The organism is Burkholderia savannae (assembly GCF_001524445.2).
Lineage (GTDB): Bacteria > Pseudomonadota > Gammaproteobacteria > Burkholderiales > Burkholderiaceae > Burkholderia > Burkholderia savannae.
Genome location: NZ_CP013418.1, coordinates 1,762,993 through 1,783,547 on the forward strand (window position 1 = coordinate 1,762,993; position 20,555 = coordinate 1,783,547).

Genomic DNA, 20,555 nt, shown 5'->3' on the forward strand with positions numbered 1-20,555 from the left:
ACGCTTCGCGCGCCGCCCGCCCCTGTCGGCCTCGTTCGTCAGAACGCCGGAATGATCGCACCGTTGAATTTCGTTTCGATGAATTTGCGCACGTCGTCCGATTCGTACGCGGCGACGAGCTTCTTCACCCAAGGCTTGTCCCTATCCTGCGCACGCACCGCGATCAGGTTCGCGTACGGGCCCTTCAGGTCCTCGATCGCGATCGCGTCCTTCACCGGCGACAGCCCCGCCTTCACCGCGTAGTCGGTGTTGATCGACGCCGCGTCGAGATCCGGCAGCGCGCGCGGCAGCTGCGCGGCGTCGAGCTCGACGAGCTTGATCTTCTTCGGATTCTCGGCGACGTCGAGCGGCGTCGCGTTCACGCCGTTCGCGCCGGCGCCCGGCTTCAGCTTGACGACCCCGTACTTCTGCAGCAGCAGAAGCGCGCGGTTGCCGTTCGACGGATCGTTCTGAATCCCGATTTTCGCGCCGACGGGCAGATCCTTCAGCGATTTGAGCTTCTTCGAATAGAAGCCCATCGGCGACGTGTACGTGAGCCCGACGCTCACGATCTTGTAGCCGCGCTGCTTGATCTGGCTGTCGAGGAACGGCTGGTGCTGGAAGCCGTTCGCGTCGAGATCCCCGGCGTCGAGCGCCGCGTTCGGCTGCACGTAATCGTTGAATTCGATCACCTTGATCGCAAGCCCGTCGCGCGCGGCGACCTTCGTCACCTCCGTCCAGATCTGCGCGTCCGGGCCGCTCATCGTGCCGATCTTCAGCGCCGGGCCGCCCGCGTGCGCGAGCGTCGCCGCGATTGCAAACGCCGCGCCGCCGGCCGCCCGGCGGAAGATCGAAACAAATCGTTGCATGGCTTGTCCTCGCATCCCGTCATGTGGAAAGCGCGCATCGTCGCATGTGGCGTCGAAGGGACAAACCAAGCAATTTTCATACATATATTCCTGCGCCCGGTCAATCAACCGGCCAAATCGGTATAACGCGGCCGGCGCAAGTCGCCATCATCACGTGTGGCGTGGGCGCGACACACCGTGAACATGTCCGCAATTGTCATATTCATTAAGCGCCCCGTCGATACAGTGCGCTTCCGTTCCCCTTCCAAACGCCTTAAAGAGCGCAGCGGAACCGCAAACATTCTTACTGCTCGGAGATTTGCCTTGAACAAGAAACTGTTGACCACCGCTATCCTCGCCGCGACCGCGAGCGCGGCTCACGCACAAAGCAGCGTCACGCTGTACGGCCTCATCGACGCCGGCGTCAGCTATGTGAACCACAGCAAGAGCGCCAACGGCAGCAGCAAGCTCTTCAAGTACGACGACGGCATCGCCCAGGGCAGCCGTTGGGGCCTGCGCGGCGCAGAAGACCTCGGCGGCGGCCTGAAGGCGATCTTCGTGCTCGAAAACGGCTTCAACAGCGGCAACGGCACGATCGGCCAGGGCGGCGCGATCTTCGGCCGCCAGGCCTATGTCGGCCTGTCGCACAAGGACGCCGGCACGCTGACGTTCGGCCGTCAGTACTCGTTCTCGACCGACATCCTCGGCTCGAACTACTCGACGGGCGGCAACACGGTCGCGGGCAACTACGCGTACCACGTGAACGACATCGACCAGCTGACGTCGAGCCGCATCAACAACGCGGTGAAGTTCCAGAGCGCGAACTACTCGGGCTTCACGTTCGGCGCGTTGTACGGCTTCTCGAACTCGACGTCGTTCGCCGGCGCGCCGGCGACGACGAACGGCACGACGACGACGCCCGGCTCGTCGCGCGCGTACAGCTTCGGCCTGAACTACGCGAACGGCCCGATCGGCCTCGGCGCCGCGTACACCGACATCCGCTATCCGGGCCAATCGACGCCGGCGTTCACGACCAACATCGCGAACCTGACGATCAACAACGTCCGCGACCTGCGCAGCCTCGGCGTCGGCGGCCGCTACATCTGGGGCCCGGCAACCGTCTGGGCGCTGTGGACGAACACGCGCCTCGAGCCGGTCACGGGCGGCAGCACGACGTACAACGCATACGAAGCCGGCGGCAAGTATGCGTTCACGCCGGCGCTGTCGGCGGGCGTCGGCTACACGTACTCGCGCGTGTCGGGGGCGAACTCGGGCCACTGGAACCAGGTCAACGGCGCGCTCGACTACGCGCTCAGCAAGCGCACCGACGTCTACCTGCTCGCGGTCTATCAGCAGGCGTCGGGCAAGGGCCTGCAAGCGCAGATCGGCTCGAGCACGAGCTACTTCAACACGTCGGGCACCGGCTCGAAGAACCAGATCGCTGCGCGCGTCGGTATCCGCCACAAGTTCTGAGCATTCGCTCGACAACTCGCGGCACACTACGGCAAAAGCGCCCCGCCTCGTGCGGGGCGCTTTTTTTGCTGCTTTTAAGTTTCGTTTAATTCTGGGTTGAGAGGATGCTCACACCCCCCCTGTTGGCCGCCTGAGCATCGGCGGCATTTTTTTTACCCGGATTGCGGCGGCGTAGACCGTCCAACGCAAGACAGGATCGGAGGAAACGATGGTCGAAGATACCGTTTTCAGCGGCCTGCGCACGTTACTCACGCACGAACACGCGTTCCCCGTGCAAAGCTGCCGCGTGTCGGTTGCGATGCAGCGCCCGTGGGGGCGCCCGTATCGGCTCGTCGAATGGACGATGCATCTCGATGCGCCCGCGCGCCGCCAGGTCGTGCCGGCCGAGAGCACCGAGGCGGAGATCGCCGAGGCGGTCGCGTCGCACGTGCCCGGGCGTCTGTACGAAGGCGGCACCGCGCTCTACTGACAAGCGCCGCGGCTTCGTTCGCCGCTCGGCGCGACGAGGGCCTGCGCACACGTCGCGGCACGCCCCGGCCGCGCGCGCTTCGGCGCTCCCGCGCCAACGCGAGGCTTTCGCTCGCTGCCGGCGCGCTCGCCTCTCTCTTCCCTCGCTTTTCACGTTCCATCCCTTCTTTCGCCGCTTCGCCCGATGAGCCGGCGTGATCCGCCGCGCTCGCGAGCCGCTCCCCGTTCGTCGCATTCGCGAACCGCGCCGGCCAGGCCGCGTTCCCGCCGCCGTGGCCGGCAGTCCTTGCCGATTCGCCCGTTCGCCGCGCGCGACGCTCGTTCCCGATGTCGGCGTCGTGCGTCAGCGGGCCTCGTTCGCGCATCGGTCAAATCTGCTACGCTGCGCGTTTTCGATTGACACCCTTTTGATGGAAAACGCCTTCAACGAACACGGCGTCATGGTCACGCGCAACGGTCTGTCCGCCGCCGGGCAAATCTTCGCGCTGCGCGAGATTCGCGGCGTCGAGGTTCTCACCGTCAGGAAGAACAAGATCGTTCCGTACGCGATCTCGCTAATCGGCGTCGCCGCCGCCGTCGCGGGCGGCTCGCTCGGCTCGAGCGCGACGCTCGTCGCGGGCGTGATGCTCGTCGTCGTCGGCTATCTCGCGTGGACCACGCAGGACGTCACGCATCGGCTCATCGTCGACATGCCCGACGGCAAGCGCGAGGCGATCACGAGCGTCGACCGCGAATTCGTCGAGCGCGTCGCGCAAGCGGTGAACGCCGCACGCGCGGCGGCTGCGGCAACTTGACGCACTCGCTTGCGCATTTCACGATTCGCGCCGCCGAGGCGTCCGACGACGACGCATGGCGTCGGCTTCGGCGCGCGCTGTGGCCGCATGCCGACGACGCCGCACACGCGCGCGACATCGCGCGACAACTCGGCGCGCCGGATCGACATGCCTGCTTCATCGCATCGGCGGCGGATGGCGCCGCGCTCGGCTTCGCCGAAGTCGCTGTTCGGCGCGACTACGTGAACGGCTGCGATACGTCGCCCGTGCTGTTTCTCGAAGGCATCTTCGTCGCTCCGGCCGCGCGCCGCCGCGGCGTCGCGCGCGCGCTGTGCTCGGCCGCCGCCGCGTGGGGCGAGGCGCGCGGCTGCACCGAATTCGCGTCGGACGCGCCGCTCGAGAACGCCGCGTCGCACGCGCTGCATCGCGCGCTCGGCTTCGCCGAAACCGAGCGCGCGGTCTTCTTTCGCAAGGCGCTGCAACGCTGACGCGGCGCCTTATCCGGATAGTTCGGCCCGGTCAGTTCAGCCGCGCGCCGATCGAGCTCGCGATACTGCACAGAATCAGGCAGCACGACGCCGCCCCCGCATCGAGCGTGCCGACCGACCGCTCGCCGAGCCGCGCCGCCCGTCCGATCCTCGCCTGCAGCCAGCGCGTCGACTCCTTGCCGCGCTCCGCGGCCGCGCTCATCGCGGCGAGCGCGTGGCGAAAATCGTCGCCCGCGCGCAGCGCTTCGTGAAACGCGGCATCGGCCGGCGCGAGCGTGTCGATCAGCGTCTTGTCGCCGACCTTCGCGTCGCTGATGGCCTGCACGCCCGCCAACCCCGCCGACAGCGCTTCGCCGAACAGTGTCGCGTCGAGCGTGTCGCGCCCCTTCAGCACCACGGCGAAATCCATGAAGAAGCTGCCGTAAAGCGGGCCCATCGATCCGCCGATGCCGTCCAGGAGCGAGGTCGACAACATATCGAGCGCATCCGGCAGGCTCGTCGCGCCGCGCGCGTCGAGCCGCTCGCCGCATTGGCCGAAGCCCTTGCTCATGTTGATGCCGTGATCGCCGTCGCCGATCGCCGCGTCTATTTCGGATAACTGATCGCGATTGCGCCGGATCACGTCGACGAGCTCGCGCACGACGAAACCGGCGCCGGCGAGCGGCAGGCTCTGAAGGGTGGCGGCGTTCATGCGCGGTCTCCAACGGTGAGGCCGATGCTGCTGCACGGCGCGGCGAACAGTTGCTTCAGCTCGTCGTCGAGCCGGGTGATCGTCAGCGTGACGCCCATCATCTCGAGCGACGTGAACAGATTGCCGACGAGGCGAAAGCCGATCTTCAATCCGGCAGCCGCGAGCCGCTCCGCTACTTCGGCATACAGAATATATTGCTCCATCAGCGGCGTCGCGCCGAGTCCCGACACGAGCACGGCCACCTCCTCGCCGCGTTCGAGCGGAAAATCCGGCAGCACGATGTCGAGCATCATCGCGGCCATGTCCTTCGCGCTCACCGTGCGCATCACGCGCACGCCGTGCTCACCGTGGTGGCCGATGCCGACTTCCATCTCGCCGTCGGCGATGTGGAAATTCGCCTTGCCGTTCGCCGGAATCGTGCACGCGGACAGCCCGATGCCGACCGAGCGCGTGTTGTCGATCGCCTTGCGCGCGCTCGCGATCACCGCGTCGAGATCGCCGCCCGCCGCCGCGCGCGCGCCGCCCGCCTTCCACATCAGGATCTCGCCCGCGACGCCGCGACGCTTCGCGCGTTCGTCGCGCGGCGCCGACGCGACGTCGTCGTTCGCGACGACGGTCTTCACGCAGATGCCCTGCGCGGCCGCCATCTTGATCGCCATCTTCACGTTCATGTTGTCGCCCGCGTAATTGCCGTACAGGCATGCGACGCCCGCACCGCGATCGGCGCGCCGGAACGCGTCGAGAAAGCTCTTCGCGGTCGGCGACGAGAAAATCTCGCCGACCGCGACCGCGTCCACGAGCCCCGGCCCCGCGTAGCCGAGAAACGCCGGCTCGTGGCCCGAGCCGCCGCCCGTGACGACGCCGACCTTGCCCGCCGCCGGCCGTGCGACGCCGATCACGCGCGGATTGTCCGCATCGAGCGTGAGCTCCGGATGCGCGGCGGCGATCCCGCGCAGCATATCCTCGACGACGTAGTCGGGATGATTGATGACACGATTCATGCATTAACCTCGTGGGTCCAGGACGACCTTCAACGATTGCTCGCCGCGCTCCATCACCGCGAATGCGTCCGCGAAGCGCGACAGCGGGAACGTGTGCGTGACGATGCCGCGCACGTCGATCTTGCGTGAGCCGATGAACTCGATCGCGCGCGGGTACATGTACGGGCCGAGATGCGAGCCGAGCACGTCGAGCTCCTTGCGGTCGCCGATGATCGACCAGTCGACGGCCGCGTCGTCGTTGAACACGCTGAACTCGACGAAGCGGCCGAGCTTGCGCAGCATCGCGAGGCCCTGACCGACCGCGCGATGGTGGCCCGTCGCCTCGATGTAGATGTCGCAGCCGTAGCCGCCCGTGATCGACCGGATCTTCTCGATCACGTTCTCCTCGCCCGGATTCCACACTTCGTCCGCGCCCATTCCGAGCGCGAGCGCCGCGCGCTCGGGCTTCATGTCGAGCACGATCAGCTTCTTCGGATGGCGCAGCCGCACCGCGCCGATGATGCCGAGCCCGAGCGTGCCCGCCCCCGCCACGACGACCACGTCGTCGAAGCCGACGTTCGCGCGATCGGCCGCATGAAGCGAGCACGACAGCGGCTCGATCAGGATCGCCTCGTCGACCGGAATCGAATCGGGCACCTGGTGGACGATCGCCTCCTTCGTGAAGATCATGTACTCGGCCATCGCGCCGTGCACGTTGTTCTGGAATCCGTACAGATCGTGCTTCTGGCACATCCAGTACTGGCCGTGCCCGCAGAAGCGGCACCCCCAGCACGGCACGATCTGCTCGGAGATCACGCGATCGCCGATCTTCACGCCGCGCCGCTCGGCGAGCGGCCCGAGCGCGACGACGCGGCACACGAACTCGTGGCCCGGAATCATCGGCGGCTTCACGTAGCGCGGCTGCACCGCGTCGCCCCAGAACGACGGCGCGCCGCGGAACGTCTTGATGTCGCCCATGCAGATGCCCACGCGCTCCACTTCGGTCAGAATCTCGTCGGGCCCCGGCTTCGGCACGGGCACCTGCTCGAGGCGGTAATCCTGCGGGCCGTGACAGACCACGGCGCGCATCGTGGCGGGCAGCGCGCCCGCGTCGCTGCGCTCGGCCGCGCGTTGCGGCGGCGCTTCGGCTATCGACGACATGCAACGTCTCCTATGTTTTCGTCGGTCGGTTGTTCAGACGGCGGCTCGGCCGCCGCTTCAACGCGCGGTATAGCCGCCGTCGATCACGACGTTCTCGCCCGTCATCATCGCGGCCGCGTCGCTCAGCAGATAAAGCACCAGCGCGGCGATCTCGTCCGGCTGCGCGAAGCGGCCGGCCGGAATCTCGCGCTTCGCGCGCTCGCCGGCTTCGCCCGCCCACGCCTGCTTGCCGAGCTCGGTTTCGACGATCGTCGGCGACACCGCGTTCACGGTGATCCCGTGCGGCGCCCATTCGAGCGCGAGCACCTTCGTCATCCCGACGATCGCGGCCTTGCTCGCGCAATACGCGGCGTGCCTGTCGAGCCCGACCACGCTCGCCTGCGACGCGAGATTGACGATCCGCCCCCCGCGCCCGCCCGCGATCATCTGCCGCGCAACCGCCTGCGCGACGAAGAACGACGCCTTCACGTTGATCGCCATCGTCGCGTCCCACGCGGCCTCGCCGACGTCGAGCGCCTTGTCGAGCAGCGCGACGCCCGCGCTGTTGACGAGCAGATCGACGCCGCCGAAGCGCGACGCGACGAGCTCGACGGCAGCCTGCGCGGCCGAGCAGTCGCGCAGGTCGAGCGACATCCCGCTATGGCGCGCGGCGCCGCCTTCAAGCATCGCGGCGATCCGCATCGTTTCGGGATGCCGATCGACGAGCGCGACGCTCGCGCCGCGCTGTGCGAGCAGTTTCGCGCACGCGTGCCCGATGCCCGCCGCGCCGCCCGTCACGAGCGCGACGCGGCCCGTCAGATCGAACGCCCTGTCCCAGAGATTCGTCATGGCCGCCTCGCTCAACCGCCCGTGACCTGCTTGTACAGCTGATCGGCGTTCGCCGGCGTGACGGGCACCCACGGCAGGATGTAGCGCTTCGCGGTGCCGCCGTCCCACTTCAGATCCTTCGCGTAGCGCTGCCAGATCACCGACTGCGGCTTGTAGCTCGCGCCGACTAACTGCCGCAGCACGAGATCGAGCGCGCCTTGCGACTGCGCCTGCGCATCCTGCAGGAACGTCGTGATCTCGCCGCGCTTGGCCGCCTGGATCGCGTCGGGCATGCCGTCGATCGACGTGATCGGGATGTCCTTCGGCGTGAGCCCGCGATTCTTGACCGCCTGCAGCGCGCCGAGCGCCATGTCGTCGTTCTGCGCGATCACGCCGTTGATCTGCTTCGGATGCGCGTTGAGCCAGTCTTCCATCAGGTTCATCGCTTCCGCGCGCGACCAGTTCGCGGTCTTCTTCTCGATCACCTTGATGCCCGGATACTTCGCGAGCACTTCCATCTCGCCCTTCTCGCGATCGATCTGCGCGGACTGGCCGATCGGCCCCTGGATGATCACGACGTTGCCCTTGCCGCCGATCTGCCTGGCGAGCGCTTCGGCCTGCAGGCGGCCGCCCTCGACGTCGTCGTTACCGATGTACGGCACCTTCGGCGTCGCGAGCATCGTGTTCGACGCGATGAGCGGCGTGTCCGACGCGGCCGCACGCGTGGCCACGCCGATGCCCGCCTTCGTGTCGATCGGCACGAACAGAATGCCGCTGTACTGCTGCGTGAGCATCGTCTCGATCTGGTTGTTCTGCGTGAGCGCGTCGTAGTTGCCGTCGAACACCGTGAGCTGCACCGCGCCGCTCTTCACGGCCGGATGCGCCTTGATCTCACGCACCCAGTTCTGCATGAACTGGCCTTTCATCCCGTAGACCGCCGCGCCGACGCGATACGGTCCGCTCGCCGCGTGCGCCGCGCCCGGCGCCGCCGTGATCGCGAGCGTCGCGCCGAGCGCCGCGGCGGCCGCGAAGCGGCCGAACCAGGTCTTTCGTGTTTGCATTGTCGTCTCCTCCGTCCGGATGGGAATGCGCTGCGTCAGCGCTGCTGTTTGCGGGCCACGTCGATGAGCACGGCCAGCACGATGATGAGCCCCTTGGCGATCTGCTGGTAATACGACGACACGCCGAGCAGATTCAGCCCGTTGTTGATCACGCCGATCAGCAGCGCGCCGAACAGCGTGCCGACGACGCCGCCCTGTCCGCCCGACAGGCTCGTGCCGCCGATCACGACGGCCGCGATCGCATCGAGCTCGTACGACACGCCCGCCTGCGGCAGCGCGGACGTCGTGCGCGCGGCGAGAATCATCCCGGCGAGGCCCGCGAGCGCGCCCGACACGACGTACACCGAGAACACGACCTTGCGCACGCCGATGCCGGACGTGCGCGCGCTCTTCTCGTTGCCGCCGACCGCATACAGATAGCGGCCGTACGTCGTGTAGCGCAGCACCCACCAGCACGCGAGCGCGACCGCCGCGAAGATCAGCACCGGCATCCCGAGCGGGCCGAGCTTGCCGACGCCGAGCGACAGATAATCGTCGGGCAGGTTCGCGACCGGGCTGCCGTCGTTGACGATGTAAGTGACGCCGCGCGCGATGCTGAGCATCCCGAGCGTCGCGACGAACGGCGGCACGTTAAAGCGCGCGATCGTCACGCCGTTGATCGCGCCGAGCGCCGCGCCGCACGCGACGCCAGCTGCGAGCGACGCCGCGAGCCCGTGCCCCGCCGCGCCGGCGAGGCCGCTCACGATGCCGGCGAGCGCGAGCACCGAGCCGACCGACAGGTCGATGCCCTTGGTTAGGATCACGTATGTCATGCCGATCGCGAGAATCCCGTTGATCGACGTCTGCCGCAGGATGTCGCTCCAGTTGCGCCACGTGAGGAAGTACGGGCTCGCGAATGCGAGCACGACACACAGCGCGACGAAGATGATCGGGATGCCGAAGCGGCTTGCGAGCTCGGCGACATTCACGCGCTTCGGCGCCGCATCGAGACGGGACAGGGTCTGGGTATTCATGGTCTTGTTCATGAAGCGAGATGGAGCAGGGATTCCTGAGTGGCGCCGTCGCCCGGACAGATCGCCGCGACGCGGCCGCCCTTGAACACCGCGATGCGATCGCTCAGATACAGCAGCTCGGGCGCCTCCGACGACACGACGATCACCGCGCCGCCGTCGCGCGCGAACGCATCGAGCAGCCGGTAGATTTCCTGTTTCGCGCCTTCGTCGATGCCGCGCGTCGGCTCGTCGCAAAGCAGCAGCACGGGCTCGGTCGACAGGCATTTCGCGAGCACGACCTTCTGCTGGTTGCCGCCGCTCATCGCCGACACGGGCATGCGCAGCGACGCGGCCTTGATCCGCAGCCGCTCGACCATCGATTGCGCGAGGCGGCGCACGCGCGAACGCCGGATCACGCCGCCGCGCGACAGGCGCCGGTACGCGGCCATCGCGATGTTCTCCTGCACGCTGCCCGTCAGCACGAGGCCCGAATCCTTGCGGTCCTCGGTGACGAGCGCGATGCCCGCGCGAATCGCCCGCGCGGGATCGCCCTGCGGCAGCGGCGCGCCGCCGAGCGTCGCGGCGCCGGCGTCGGGCCGCGTCAAGCCGTACACGCAGTTGAGGAATTCGCTGCGGCCCGAGCCCATCAGCCCGTAGATGCCGAGGATCTCGCCGCGCCGCACGTCGAGGCTCACGTCTTCGAATTCGTCCGCGCGCGCGAGGCCCGTGACCCGCAGGCAAGGCTCGCCGTGCGCGGGCCGGCGCGCCTTGTCGACAGCGGGCATTTCGCGGCCGACGATCGCGCGCACGAGATGCGCGCGATCGATGTCGGCCATCCTGCCGCTCTCGACATACGCGCCGTCGCGAAACACCGTGTAGTCGTCGGCGATATCGAACAGCTCGCTCAGCCGATGCGACACGTAGATGATCCCGGTGCCGTGCGCGGTGACGTTGCGAATCGCAGCGAACAGCGTCTCGGTTTCGCGCTCGCCGATCGCCGACGTCGGCTCGTCCATGATCATCACCTGGCAGTCGTGGCTGAACGCCTTCGCGATCTCGACGAGTTGCGTCTGCGCGAGGCTCAGCCGATGCATCGGCGCGCCCGCGTCGATCGCGAAGCCGAGGCGGTCGAGCAGCGCCTGCGCGCGGCGCGTCAGCGCACGGAAGTCGACGACGATGCGCGCGCGGGTCGGCTCGCGGCCGAGGTACAGGTTCTCGGCCACCGTCATCCCCGGCACGGGCGACAACTCCTGCGTGATGATCGCCATGCGGTTCGCAAGCGCCTCGGCGGGCGACGCGAAATCGACATCGCGGCCGTTCAGCCGGATCGTGCCCTCGTCGCGACGCAGAAGCCCCATCAGGATGTTCAGGAACGTGGATTTGCCGGTGCCGTTGCCGCCGCACAGCGCGTGCACGCGCCCGGCCATGAGGCTCAATCGCCCGTCGCGCAATGCGCTCACGCCGTTGAACCGCTTCGCTACCTGACTTGCTTCGAGCAGAACAGGAGTCACTGTCGTATCCCGGATGGTGACTGAACTTTTGTTCATTCACGATGATTTGATACAGCGTGACGGCATGGTAATCATCGGTTTTTTGGTGTGTCAATTACTGGTAAACGCTAGCCACCACCGCCAAAATACCCATACTCTGTTGATTTTCATGGAAATATTCAATGCGATGCGATCAGTGAGCAAAATTTCATCCTTTGCCAAATGTTCAGACAGACCTTTATAATTGCTCAACCCTGCGCATTTGCGCACTCCACTCTGCCCTCCGGAGGTCCACCATGAAAGTGGCGATCGGCTGCGACGAAGCGGCCTACGCGCTCAAGGAGTCGATCAAGCGGCACCTGCGCGCGGCGCATCCCGAAGTCGAGCTGGCCGACTTCGGCACGCACAGCGCGGACGAGGCGGTGCTGTATCCCGACATCGCGATCGAAGTCGCGCAGCGGGTCGCGGCGGGCGAGTTCCCGCGCGCGATCCTGCTGTGCGGCACGGGCATCGGCGTCGCGATCTCCGCGAACAAGGTGCCGGGCATCCGCGCCGCGCAGTGTCACGACACCTATTCGGCCGAGCGCGCGCGGCGCAGCAACGATGCGCAGATCATCACGATGGGCGCGCGCGTGATCGGCACCGAGCTCGCGAACAGCATCGTCGACGCGTGGCTCAAGGCAGAATTCGACGGCGGCCGCTCGCAGCCGAAGGTGCAGCGGATCGCCGACTACGAACGCCGGACCGGCCTCACCCAGGCCGGCCCGAACGACGCGCACTGCGGTTCATGACGCCGCGCCGCGCGCCGCCCCACTCGATAACGACATGACGAACGAAGAACTCACGCAACTCGCGAAGTGCTATTACGTCGACGGGTTGACCCAGGAAGAACTCGCGCAGAAGTTCGCGATCTCGCGCCCGAAGGTGGGCCGGCTGCTCAAGCGCGCGATCGAAGAGGGCATCGTCGAGATCCGCGTGCGCCATCATCCGCGCGCGGTGCAGGAGCTCGAGCAGGAACTCGTCGCGCGCTTCGGCATCCAGCGCGCGATCATCTCGGTCGACCACAAGGATCAGGACAGCCAGCGCGAGCTGCTCGCGGGCCTCGTCGCGAGCTATCTCGACCGCGTGCTCGCCGACGGCGCGATCGTCGCCGTCGGCATGGGCCGCAACGTGAGCGCGGTGTCGCGCCACGCGGTGTCGACGACGCAGCGCAACTGCTCGTTCGTGTCCGCGATCGGCGGCTCGTATCGCGGCGGCGAGACGATGAACGCCGATCACATCTGCCGCCGCCTCGCCGCGCGCTTCGGCGGCGAGAGCGAGACGCTGTACGCGCCAGCGCTCGTCAACGATGCGCGACTCTTCTCCGCGCTGCTCGAGAACGACGTCGTGCGCCAGTCGCTCGACAAGGCGCGCCGCGCGTCGATCGCGCTCGTCGGGATCGGCGACATCCTCGAGGACAGCAACATGGTCCGCATGGGCTGGTTCACGCCGGAGGAGATGGCGGAGGCGAAGCGCGCGGGCGCGGTCGGCGACATCATGGGCTACGACTTCATCGACATCCACGGCCGCCCGGCGACGACGATGCTGCGCGGCCGCGTGATCGGCCTCACGCTCGAAGACCTGAAGCGAATTCCGAACGTGATCGCAACGGCGAGCGAGCCGACGAAGGCGACGGGCATCCTCGGCGCGCTGCGCTCCGGCGTGATCAACACGCTCGCGACCACGCAGTCGATCGCGCAAACGGTGCTGAGCCTCGCGCAGGCGACCGAGACGGCCGCAGCGGAATAGAGGCGCTTCGCACGGCGGCGGCGAGCCGTTTTCGGCGGCCGCTTCTCGCGCGCCCGAACGCGGGCCGCGCCGCCGCATCGGCGCATCGGCGCATCGGCGCACTACCTCATCGCCGCATCGGCGCATCGCTCGATCGACGAGCGAAAATTGAAAATGCGCGCGCAGCCGCTACACTGTCGCGCGGCGAAGCCCCGCGCGCTGCACCCAGCTTTCGCTTCGTCAGCTTGAGCCGCCGCGGCCTACCCGGCCGCACGGCACCGCCCGCCCGCGCGCCGATCCGCGCGCAGGCGCCCGCATGCGAAGAACCATCCGAGGAACACATGCGATCACCCGCGTCACCCGCACCGTCAGTCGCCCGCTCCCTGCTTCTCGCCTGTGCGCTCGCCGCGAGCGCCGCCCAAGCCGACGAAGGCATGTGGCAACCGCCCCAGCTTCCCGGCCTCGCCGATACGCTCGAACAGCGCGGCCTCGCGCTCGACCCGCACACGCTCTCGACGCTGACCGCGTGGCCGATGGACGCCGTCGTCAGCCTCGGCTTCTGCACCGCGTCGTTCGTGTCGCCCGACGGGCTGATCGTCACGAACCACCACTGCGGCTACGGCGCGCTGCAATACAACTCGACGCCGCAGAACAACCTGATCGAAAACGGCTTTCTCGCGCGGCAACGCGGCAACGAGCTGCCCGCCGACCCGACTCAACGCGTGTACGTCACCGAGCGGATCAGCGACGTCACCGGCAAGATCGAAGCCGCGCTCACGCCTGGCATGGCGGGTTACGCGCGCTACGTCGCGATCGACGCCGCGAGGAAGCGTCTCGTTCGGGACTGCGAACAGCCCGGCTACCGCTGCGACGTCTACACGTTCAGCGGCGGCTACAGCTACCAGTTGATCCGGCAGCGCGAACTGCGCGACGTGCGGCTCGTCTACGCGCCGCCATTGTCGATCGGCAAGTTCGGCGGCGACGTCGACAACTGGACGTGGCCGCGCCACACGGGCGACTTCACCTTCCTGCGCGCGTACGTCGCGAAGGACGGCAGCGCCGCGCCGTATTCGAAGGACAACGTACCGTATCGCCCCGCGCATTGGCTGACGGTCAATCCGGGCGGCGTGAACGCGGGCGATTTCGTGATGGTGGCGGGCTATCCTGGGCGCACCGAGCGCTACCGGCTCGCCGACGAGTTGCGGAACGCGATCGACTGGCGCTATCCGACCGAAATCGGGATGGCGAAGGATAACCTCGCGATCATCGACGCGGCGAACAAGAAGAATCCGGCGGTCGGCGTGCTCTACGCGAACCGCGTCGCCGGGCTCAACAACAGGATGAAGAATTTCGAAGGCAACCTCGACGGGCTCGCGCACAGTTCCGCGCTCGCGGACAAGCGCGCCGACGAGGCCGCGCTCGATCGCTGGCTCGCCGCTCGGCCCGAAAGCGGCAAGCTCGACGGCGCGGGCCTGAAGGCCGATTTCGCTGCGCTCCGGCAGCTCGTCGCGCGGCGCAACGCGCTGCGCGAGCGCGATTTCGTCAGCGAGCTGCTGTCGAACGTCGGGTTGTATCAGGCGTCCTACAAGATCGTCCGGCTCGCCGACGAAAAGCAGAAAGCCGACGACATCGAGCGCGAGACCGGCTATCAGAAGCGCGACGAGATCCGCATCGCGGGCGAGGCGCAGCGGCTCGAACGCACGATGAATCCGGCCGTCGACCAGCAGATGCTCGTCTATGCGCTCGAGCGCCACGTGAAGCTGCCGGCCGGCCAGCGGTTCGCCGCGCTCGATCGCTGGCTCGCCGGCGCGTCGGACGATGCGTCGATCGCGAGCAAGGTCGCCGATCTCTATCGCGGCTCGAAGCTCGCCGATACCGCGACGCGAATGCGCTGGCTCGACGCGACGCCCGCGCAGATCGCCGCGAGCGACGACGGCTGGCTCGTGCTGATGCGCGCGCTGATGCCGGACCTGCTCGCGTACGAGCGCGAGCAGAAGTCGATCGCCGCCGACGATTCGCGGCTGCGGGCGCGCTACATGACCGCGCTGATCGCGTTCGAGCAATCGCGCGGCCGCCCCGTCTATCACGACGCGAACAGCTCACTGCGCGTGACGTTCGGCACGGTTCAGGGATATGCGCCGCGCGACGCGGTTCGCTATGCGCCGTTCACGACCGTCGACGGCATCGCACAAAAGCAGACGGGCGTCGAGCCGTTCAATGCGAGCGCCGAGCAGCTGGATGCGATTCGCAAGCGCGCGTTCGACGGCTTCGCGTCGCCGGCGCTCGGCACGCTGCCCGTCAACTTTCTCGCGAATCTCGACATCACGGGCGGCAACTCCGGCTCGCCGACGCTCGACAAGAACGGCCGGCTCGTCGGCCTCGCGTTCGACGGCACGTGGGAAGGCGTGAGCTCCGGCTGGCGCTACATGCCGGACATGGATCGATCGATCCACGTCGACGTTCGCTACATGCTGTGGGTGATGCATCATCTCGATCACGCGGACAATCTGCTGAGCGAGATGCGGGTGAGCGTGCCGCGCTGATCGCGGCACGAGCGCGCGCAGCGCCGGCCGCTGGTGCAAGACGGCCGGCGCTGCGCGCGCATCGCGCGTCAGAACGTGTGGCGCACGCCGACGCGCACGAGCGTCTGCGTATCGCCCGCCGACGAGATGCCGTTGCCGACGTCGCCGACCGACGCCGTCGCCGCGACGACGTTGCCGTACGGATCGAGCGTCTTGCCGCTCGCCTTCTGATAGCCGACGAGGCCGTACAGCGCGGTGCGCTTCGACAGGTAGTAGTACGACGCGAAGTTCAGCTGATGGTATTTCGGTGCGGGCTGGCCGTCGATCGAGCTGCCGCGCGTGAAATCGTAGCCCGCCGCGACGCGCAGCGCCGGCGTCGCCTGCCACGACACGGTGCCGCCGATCGAGTTGTATGTCGCCGCGCCGTTGAACGTCGAGAACGAGCCGGACTTGTACCGCGTGTTGCTGTACGACAGGCCGAGCGTCACCGCGCCGACCTGATAGGTGCTCGCCGCGGCGACGATCTGCATGCGCTTCGCCGACGCGAAGCCTTCGTTGATCGATGAAGCGAACGTGCCGTCGTACGAGCCCGTCCATGCGCCGCCGTTCGCGCCGTACGCGTTCGTCGCGTACAGGTACGCGGCGCCGATCGAGAACGGCCCGTTCACGTACTGGCCGCCGACGCTCCACGTGTTCTGGTTCTTCACGCTGCCCGCCTGATTGCCGAAACCGTACAACGCGCCCAGCGTGAAGCCGCCGAACTTCGGGCTTACGTACTTGATCGAGTTGTTCTCGCGCGACTGGTTGTCGATGTTGTCGAGATCGCCCGGATGCGCGCCCATGCCGGTCAGGAACGTGCCCGCGCTGATCGTGCCGACGAAGTCGACGATCGGATCGTACTGGCGGCCCATCGTCAGCGTGCCGTAGCGTTCGCTCGACAGCCCCATCCACGCCTGTCGGCCGAACATCCGTGCGCCCTGCCCCGCCTGGCCCGTGCCGATGTTGAAGCCGTTCTCGAGCTGGAACACCGCGGCGAGGCCGCCGCCCAGATCTTCCTTGCCCTTCAGCCCCCAGCGGCTGCCCGACCAGGTGCCGCTCGCGAAGCTGTAGCTCGACGCGTTCCGATAGCTGACTGGCGAGCCGAGCGCGCCCTTGCTCTGCGCGACGCGCTGATCGCTCGCATAGCCGAGCCCCGCGTCGACGATCCCGTAGAGCGTCACCGTGCCCTGCGCATGCGCGCCCGCGCACACGCTCCCCGTCACCAACAATGCTGCTGCCGCCTTTTTCATGAATAGGATTCCTGCTAAATAGGATCAAAACGAATGAAGCGCCTTCCTCTCCCAACCTAGACGCGGCTAGGGCCTGTTCCCGCTAATAACGGGCTTGCGCTGGCCGCCAGAAGGGTCGAGCGCAAGGATTGCGACGAAGCGAATACTCGACGTATTCGCGAGGAGCATGACGCAGCGATCGGCCCTTCTGGCGGCCAGCCCCTCGACGGATTTTTTCGATCACGGGAACAGGCCCTAGACCGAATCGACGAGCCATTGCGCGACGCGCGCGAGCAGCGGCTCCGGCGCGCCGAAGTTCTCGACGCCCGTCACTTGCGGCGCATCGCAAATCGTGAAAACCGGCTTGCCCCACTGCAGGCCGAGCGCGATCTCGGACAACGTGCCGAGCCCGCCGCCGACCGCGATCAGGCACAGCGACGCGCGCGCGATCAGCGCGTTGCGCGTGATGCCGAGCCCCGTCGGTAGCGCGACGCTCAGATGCGGATTCGCGCCGGCCGCATCGTCCTCGGGCAACAGTCCGATCACGAGGCCATTCGCGCCGCGCGCGCCCCGCGCCGCCGCCTCCATCACGCCGCCCTTGCCTCCGCCGACGATCGCGATGCCCGCTGCGGCGAGCGCATGCGCGATCGTCTCCGCGATGTGCAGCTGCGCATCGGTCGCGTCACGCGGGCCGATCAGGCCGACCGGCATCAGATGGCGGCGCGGCCCCTGCTGGCGCCGCGCGACGCGCGCGAGCGCAACGTTCGCCCCCGGCGTGCGTTCAATGATGTCGTCGCGCAACGTATTCCCCCATCGCGAGGACGCACGTGCACAGCGCCGTCAGCACGATCGACAGCACGGCGGCCTGCGAGAAATCGGTCTGCCCGTCGGACAGCTTCAGGTACATCAGGAGCGGCAGGATGTTGATCTGCGTGCCGGCGAGCGCGAGCGCGGTGCCGTACGTGCCGAGCGCGATCGCCGTCACGAGGCACCACGCGGCCGCGATCGACGGCCACAGTTCGCGCCATGCGACGTCGAGCCACGCGCGCCACGGCTTCGCGCCGAGCGACATCGCCGCTTCGAGCGGCCTGCGGTCGAGATTCGCGAATGCCGGAAACAGCATCAGCGCGACGCGTGGAATCAGGTAGTACGCGTATGCGACGACGAGGCCGAACGTCGTGTAGATCACGCCGCCGACTTTCGCGGCGTCCGCGCCGAGGCCGGCGAGCAGCGTCGTGACGAAGCCCGCGCGGCCGAAGGTCAGGATGAAGCCGTACGCGATCACGAGCCCGGAGAACGCGAGCGGCACGCCGAGCAGCGCGAGCGACCAGCGGCGCCGCGCGGGCGTCTGATCGGCAAGCGACATCGCGAGCGGCATGCCGACGCACGTCGACAGCGTGCCCGTGCCGATCGCGAGCGCGACCGAGCGGCCGATCGCGTCCGCGACGAGCGGATCGCGCAGCACGGCGCCGAACGCGCGGCCGCCTTCCGCGAACGCCGCGCTCACGAGCGCGGCGAGCGGCAGCACAAAGAAGAGCGCGAGCAGCCCGCCTGCCGGGGCCGCGCCGAAGCGGCGCAGCAGGCCGCCTTCGAGAGACGATCGTTGCACGTCGCGCTCCTTATTGGCCGAGCGTCGCCTGCGACCACAGCCTGTCGACTTCAGCCTTGCGCGCGGCGGCCTTCACGACGTCGAGCGGGTGCACCTGCGGCGCGTTCGGCATCTTCGCCGCGACGTCCGGCGCGAGCGCGACGCCCGGCACCGCAGGCCGCACGTAGCCGCGCGCGAAGAGCGCCTGGCCGGCATCGCTCATCACGAAGTTGAGCCAGAGCTGCGCGGCCGCGGGATTCGGGCCGTTCTTCACGAGGCTCATCGCGTACGGCGCGGACACGCTGCCGTCCTGCGGAATCACGACGTCGACCGCGTCGCCCATGCCGTCCGCGTACTTCGCTTTCAGGCCGTCGTTCTCGTAGCCGATCAAGATCGGGATCTCGCCCTTCACGAACTTCGCATAGGGCGTCGTGCCCTCGATGCGCAACACGTTGCCCGCATTCTTCAGCTTTCCGAAGAAATCGGCGCCGGGCTTCGGATGGTCGACGCCGCCGCCGAACGCGGATGCCGCCGCGATCACGACGACTTGCCCTTGCCCCGTCGAGCGCGGATCGAGATAGACAACCGCATTCTTGTACTCCGGCTTCAGCAGATCCGACCAGCGCTGCGGCACGTCCTTCACGAGCTTCCTGTTCACGAGGAACGCGACGTTCAGCGAATGCACGGTGAACCAGCGGCCGTCCGCCTCGCGAAACACGGGCGGCAGCTTGTCAAAGTTGATCGGCTTGAACGGCGCGACGACGTCCTTGCCCGCCGCGTCGAGCGCCGACGCCGCGAAGTAGTACGCGGTGTCCGCCTGCGGACGGCGGCGCGACTTGTCGAGCGCGACGACCGTCGCGGCCGAGCCGATGTCGTTGTACGTGAGCTCGATTTTCGGGTAGCGCTTGCGGAACTCCGCGAACAGCGCCTTCCAGTTCGCCCACTCGGGGCCCGTGTCGAACGACACGACGAGCCCCTCGTCGGCGGCCTTCGCATAAAGCGCGTCTTCGCCCGCGTAGAGCGGCGCGGCCTGCGCGCCGTTCGCGACGAGCGTCGCGCAGGCGCCGAGCGCAAGCGCGCATGCGGCGCGACGCAGCGCCGTCAGGATTTGTCGACCTGAAAACATCGTGAATCTCCGTTGAACGAAACAATCATTGCGCGCCGGCCTGCGCCGGCAGCACGAGCAGATGGCGAGGATCAATCGCGATGCCGCGCATGGCGAGCACGCGGCCCTCGCACAGCAGCGGCTCCATTGCGCCGTGCGGCACGAAGTCGTAGCAATGCGTCGCACCGAAGTAACGAACCTCGCCGAGCGCGCCGCCGATGCGGTTCACGCTGTGCTCGGCCGGATCGGGCTCCACGTGTTCGGGACGCACGAGCACGTCCACCTCGTCTCCCGGCCGATGCGAGCCCGTATCCGCGCGCAGCGTCGCGAAGCGCACGTCGATCGTGTCGCTCGCCAGCACGCGGGCGCGCAGGATCGTCGAGTGGCCGATGAAACGCGCGACCTGCGTCGACACAGGTCGCTCGTACAAATTGCGCGGCGTGCCGACCTGCAGCACGCGCCCGCCGTCGACGATCGCGACGCGATCCGCCATGCTGAGCGCCTCGTCCTGATCGTGCGTGACGAACAGCGTCGTCGCCCGGCACGCGCGCTGCAGCGCGCGAATCTCGTCGCGCAGCTGATGCCGGATGCCCGCGTCGAGCGCGGCGAGCGGCTCGTCGAGCAGCAGCACGGCCGGCTCGATCACGAGCGCGCGGGCAAGCGCGACGCGTTGCTGCTGACCGCCCGACAACTGCGTCGTGCTGCGCGCCGCATACGCCGCCAGCCCCACTCGCTCGAGCATCTCGAGCGCGCGCCGCCGGCGCGCGGCGGCCGCGACGCCGCGCATGCGCAGGCCATACGCAACGTTGTCGACGACGGACAGATGCGGAAACAATGCGTACTGCTGAAACACCATGCCGACCTCGCGCCGCCACACCGGCACGCCTGCCATGTCTATCCCGCCGATCGCGACGCGGCCGTCGTAACCGCTCAGCAGCCCCGCGCTCAGGCGCAGGAGCGTCGATTTTCCGGAGCCGCTGCGCCCGATCACGGCGAGCAGCTCGCCGGGCTGCGCGTGCAGCGTGACGGCGTCGACGCCGTGCGCCGCACCGGGGTATCTGAAACTGACGTTGTCGAATTCGAGGCTCATGGCT

20 protein-coding genes are annotated in these 20,555 nt (G+C 67.9%); 7 read left to right on the forward strand and 13 right to left on the reverse strand.

What is annotated here, in order from left to right:
- Positions 1-38: 38 nt before the first annotated feature.
- Positions 39-848: a MetQ/NlpA family ABC transporter substrate-binding protein gene (locus WS78_RS28930; RefSeq protein WP_038753092.1), complete on the reverse strand. Its 810-nt coding sequence runs from the start codon at positions 846-848 to the stop codon at positions 39-41.
- 303 nt (positions 849-1,151) lie between these two features.
- Between WS78_RS28930 and WS78_RS28935 the strand changes: the two genes are divergently transcribed.
- The 4 genes from WS78_RS28935 to aac(6') all read left to right on the forward strand — a co-directional run bounded on the left by WS78_RS28935 (position 1,152) and on the right by aac(6') (position 4,029).
- Positions 1,152-2,300: a porin gene (locus tag WS78_RS28935; protein ID WP_038753090.1), complete on the forward strand. Its 1,149-nt coding sequence runs from the start codon at positions 1,152-1,154 to the stop codon at positions 2,298-2,300.
- 208 nt (positions 2,301-2,508) lie between these two features.
- Positions 2,509-2,769, forward strand: a complete 261-nt coding sequence (locus tag WS78_RS28940; protein ID WP_038753088.1) for a DUF2866 domain-containing protein — start codon at positions 2,509-2,511, stop codon at positions 2,767-2,769.
- 409 nt (positions 2,770-3,178) lie between these two features.
- Complete coding sequence (locus WS78_RS28945; RefSeq protein ID WP_059575493.1) at positions 3,179-3,562, forward strand: DUF6232 family protein; 384 nt, start codon at positions 3,179-3,181, stop codon at positions 3,560-3,562.
- Positions 3,559-4,029, forward strand: a complete 471-nt coding sequence (aac(6'), locus tag WS78_RS28950) for an aminoglycoside 6'-N-acetyltransferase (RefSeq protein WP_059575495.1) — start codon at positions 3,559-3,561, stop codon at positions 4,027-4,029. The genes WS78_RS28945 and aac(6') overlap by 4 nt, the downstream gene beginning before the upstream one ends.
- Before the next feature lie 31 nt (positions 4,030-4,060).
- Here aac(6') and dhaL read toward each other — a convergent pair whose 3' ends face one another.
- The 7 genes from dhaL to WS78_RS28985 are packed head-to-tail and all read right to left on the reverse strand — an operon-like array spanning position 4,061 to position 11,268.
- Entirely contained in the window at positions 4,061-4,720 is a 660-nt protein-coding gene (dhaL, locus tag WS78_RS28955; RefSeq protein WP_059575498.1) for a dihydroxyacetone kinase subunit DhaL, read from the reverse strand.
- A complete protein-coding gene (locus tag WS78_RS28960) occupies positions 4,717-5,721 on the reverse strand; it encodes a dihydroxyacetone kinase subunit DhaK (protein ID WP_059575500.1) in 1,005 nt (334 codons plus the stop codon). The genes dhaL and WS78_RS28960 overlap by 4 nt, the downstream gene beginning before the upstream one ends.
- Positions 5,722-5,724: 3 nt before the next feature.
- The gene (locus WS78_RS28965) at positions 5,725-6,861 is read right to left on the reverse strand and encodes an MDR/zinc-dependent alcohol dehydrogenase-like family protein (RefSeq protein ID WP_038753079.1); all 1,137 of its coding nucleotides are present in this window, start codon (positions 6,859-6,861) and stop codon (positions 5,725-5,727) included.
- A 57-nt stretch (positions 6,862-6,918) separates the two neighbouring features.
- Complete coding sequence (locus WS78_RS28970; protein WP_038753077.1) at positions 6,919-7,689, reverse strand: SDR family oxidoreductase; 771 nt, start codon at positions 7,687-7,689, stop codon at positions 6,919-6,921.
- An 11-nt stretch (positions 7,690-7,700) separates the two neighbouring features.
- Positions 7,701-8,729 (reverse strand): substrate-binding domain-containing protein, encoded by a 1,029-nt coding sequence (locus WS78_RS28975; RefSeq protein WP_038753075.1) that lies wholly within the window; start codon positions 8,727-8,729, stop codon positions 7,701-7,703.
- Between the two features lie 35 nt (positions 8,730-8,764).
- Positions 8,765-9,754, reverse strand: coding sequence for an ABC transporter permease (locus tag WS78_RS28980; protein ID WP_038753073.1), 990 nt, complete (start codon positions 9,752-9,754; stop codon positions 8,765-8,767).
- On the reverse strand, positions 9,751-11,268 hold the full coding sequence (locus WS78_RS28985; RefSeq protein WP_059575502.1) for a sugar ABC transporter ATP-binding protein: 1,518 nt from the start codon (positions 11,266-11,268) through the stop codon (positions 9,751-9,753). The genes WS78_RS28980 and WS78_RS28985 overlap by 4 nt, the downstream gene beginning before the upstream one ends.
- 239 nt (positions 11,269-11,507) lie before the next feature.
- Here WS78_RS28985 and rpiB point away from each other — a divergent pair, with 239 nt between their 5' ends.
- From rpiB to WS78_RS29000, 3 genes are all read left to right on the forward strand, one after another.
- The gene (gene rpiB / locus WS78_RS28990; protein ID WP_038753069.1) at positions 11,508-12,002 is read left to right on the forward strand and encodes a ribose 5-phosphate isomerase B; all 495 of its coding nucleotides are present in this window, start codon (positions 11,508-11,510) and stop codon (positions 12,000-12,002) included.
- Between the two features lie 34 nt (positions 12,003-12,036).
- Positions 12,037-12,999 carry a sugar-binding transcriptional regulator gene (locus tag WS78_RS28995; RefSeq protein WP_038753067.1) on the forward strand — a complete coding sequence of 321 codons (963 nt, stop codon included), beginning with the start codon at positions 12,037-12,039 and terminating at the stop codon, positions 12,997-12,999.
- A gap of 413 nt (positions 13,000-13,412) precedes the next feature.
- Complete coding sequence (locus tag WS78_RS29000; protein ID WP_226377251.1) at positions 13,413-15,521, forward strand: S46 family peptidase; 2,109 nt, start codon at positions 13,413-13,415, stop codon at positions 15,519-15,521.
- A 68-nt stretch (positions 15,522-15,589) separates the two neighbouring features.
- Here the strand turns inward: WS78_RS29000 and WS78_RS29005 are convergent, their stop codons facing one another.
- From WS78_RS29005 to WS78_RS29025, 5 genes are all read right to left on the reverse strand, one after another.
- Positions 15,590-16,789, reverse strand: coding sequence for a porin (locus tag WS78_RS29005; RefSeq protein ID WP_059575506.1), 1,200 nt, complete (start codon positions 16,787-16,789; stop codon positions 15,590-15,592).
- Positions 16,790-17,023: 234 nt separating this feature from the next.
- Positions 17,024-17,569 carry an SLOG cluster 4 domain-containing protein gene (locus tag WS78_RS29010; protein ID WP_038752232.1) on the reverse strand — a complete coding sequence of 182 codons (546 nt, stop codon included), beginning with the start codon at positions 17,567-17,569 and terminating at the stop codon, positions 17,024-17,026.
- Positions 17,550-18,377: an ABC transporter permease gene (locus tag WS78_RS29015; protein ID WP_038752230.1), complete on the reverse strand. Its 828-nt coding sequence runs from the start codon at positions 18,375-18,377 to the stop codon at positions 17,550-17,552. The genes WS78_RS29010 and WS78_RS29015 overlap by 20 nt, the downstream gene beginning before the upstream one ends.
- Positions 18,378-18,387: 10 nt before the next feature.
- Positions 18,388-19,482 carry an extracellular solute-binding protein gene (locus tag WS78_RS29020; RefSeq protein WP_059575508.1) on the reverse strand — a complete coding sequence of 365 codons (1,095 nt, stop codon included), beginning with the start codon at positions 19,480-19,482 and terminating at the stop codon, positions 18,388-18,390.
- Positions 19,483-19,507: 25 nt separating this feature from the next.
- Complete coding sequence (locus WS78_RS29025; protein ID WP_059575510.1) at positions 19,508-20,551, reverse strand: ABC transporter ATP-binding protein; 1,044 nt, start codon at positions 20,549-20,551, stop codon at positions 19,508-19,510.
- Positions 20,552-20,555: the final 4 nt, after the last annotated feature.

Bases quoted from the DNA above. Each gene is read 5' to 3' on its own strand.
- WS78_RS28985 (WP_059575502.1), bottom strand. From the start codon at position 11,268: ATGAACAAAAGTTCAGTCACCATCCGGGATACGACAGTGACTCCTGTT.
- WS78_RS28970 (WP_038753077.1), bottom strand. From the start codon at position 7,689: ATGACGAATCTCTGGGACAGGGCGTTCGATCTGACGGGCCGCGTCGCG.
- rpiB (WP_038753069.1), top strand. From the start codon at position 11,508: ATGAAAGTGGCGATCGGCTGCGACGAAGCGGCCTACGCGCTCAAGGAG.
- dhaL (WP_059575498.1), bottom strand. From the start codon at position 4,720: ATGAACGCCGCCACCCTTCAGAGCCTGCCGCTCGCCGGCGCCGGTTTC.
- WS78_RS28975 (WP_038753075.1), bottom strand. From the start codon at position 8,729: ATGCAAACACGAAAGACCTGGTTCGGCCGCTTCGCGGCCGCCGCGGCG.
- WS78_RS29000 (WP_226377251.1), top strand. From the start codon at position 13,413: ATGTGGCAACCGCCCCAGCTTCCCGGCCTCGCCGATACGCTCGAACAG.
- WS78_RS28930 (WP_038753092.1), bottom strand. From the start codon at position 848: ATGCAACGATTTGTTTCGATCTTCCGCCGGGCGGCCGGCGGCGCGGCG.
- WS78_RS28945 (WP_059575493.1), top strand. From the start codon at position 3,179: ATGGAAAACGCCTTCAACGAACACGGCGTCATGGTCACGCGCAACGGT.
- WS78_RS28960 (WP_059575500.1), bottom strand. From the start codon at position 5,721: ATGAATCGTGTCATCAATCATCCCGACTACGTCGTCGAGGATATGCTG.
- WS78_RS29005 (WP_059575506.1), bottom strand. From the start codon at position 16,789: ATGAAAAAGGCGGCAGCAGCATTGTTGGTGACGGGGAGCGTGTGCGCG.
- WS78_RS29025 (WP_059575510.1), bottom strand. From the start codon at position 20,551: ATGAGCCTCGAATTCGACAACGTCAGTTTCAGATACCCCGGTGCGGCG.
- WS78_RS29020 (WP_059575508.1), bottom strand. From the start codon at position 19,482: ATGTTTTCAGGTCGACAAATCCTGACGGCGCTGCGTCGCGCCGCATGC.
- WS78_RS28980 (WP_038753073.1), bottom strand. From the start codon at position 9,754: ATGAACAAGACCATGAATACCCAGACCCTGTCCCGTCTCGATGCGGCG.
- WS78_RS28940 (WP_038753088.1), top strand. From the start codon at position 2,509: ATGGTCGAAGATACCGTTTTCAGCGGCCTGCGCACGTTACTCACGCAC.
- WS78_RS28995 (WP_038753067.1), top strand. From the start codon at position 12,037: ATGACGAACGAAGAACTCACGCAACTCGCGAAGTGCTATTACGTCGAC.
- WS78_RS28965 (WP_038753079.1), bottom strand. From the start codon at position 6,861: ATGTCGTCGATAGCCGAAGCGCCGCCGCAACGCGCGGCCGAGCGCAGC.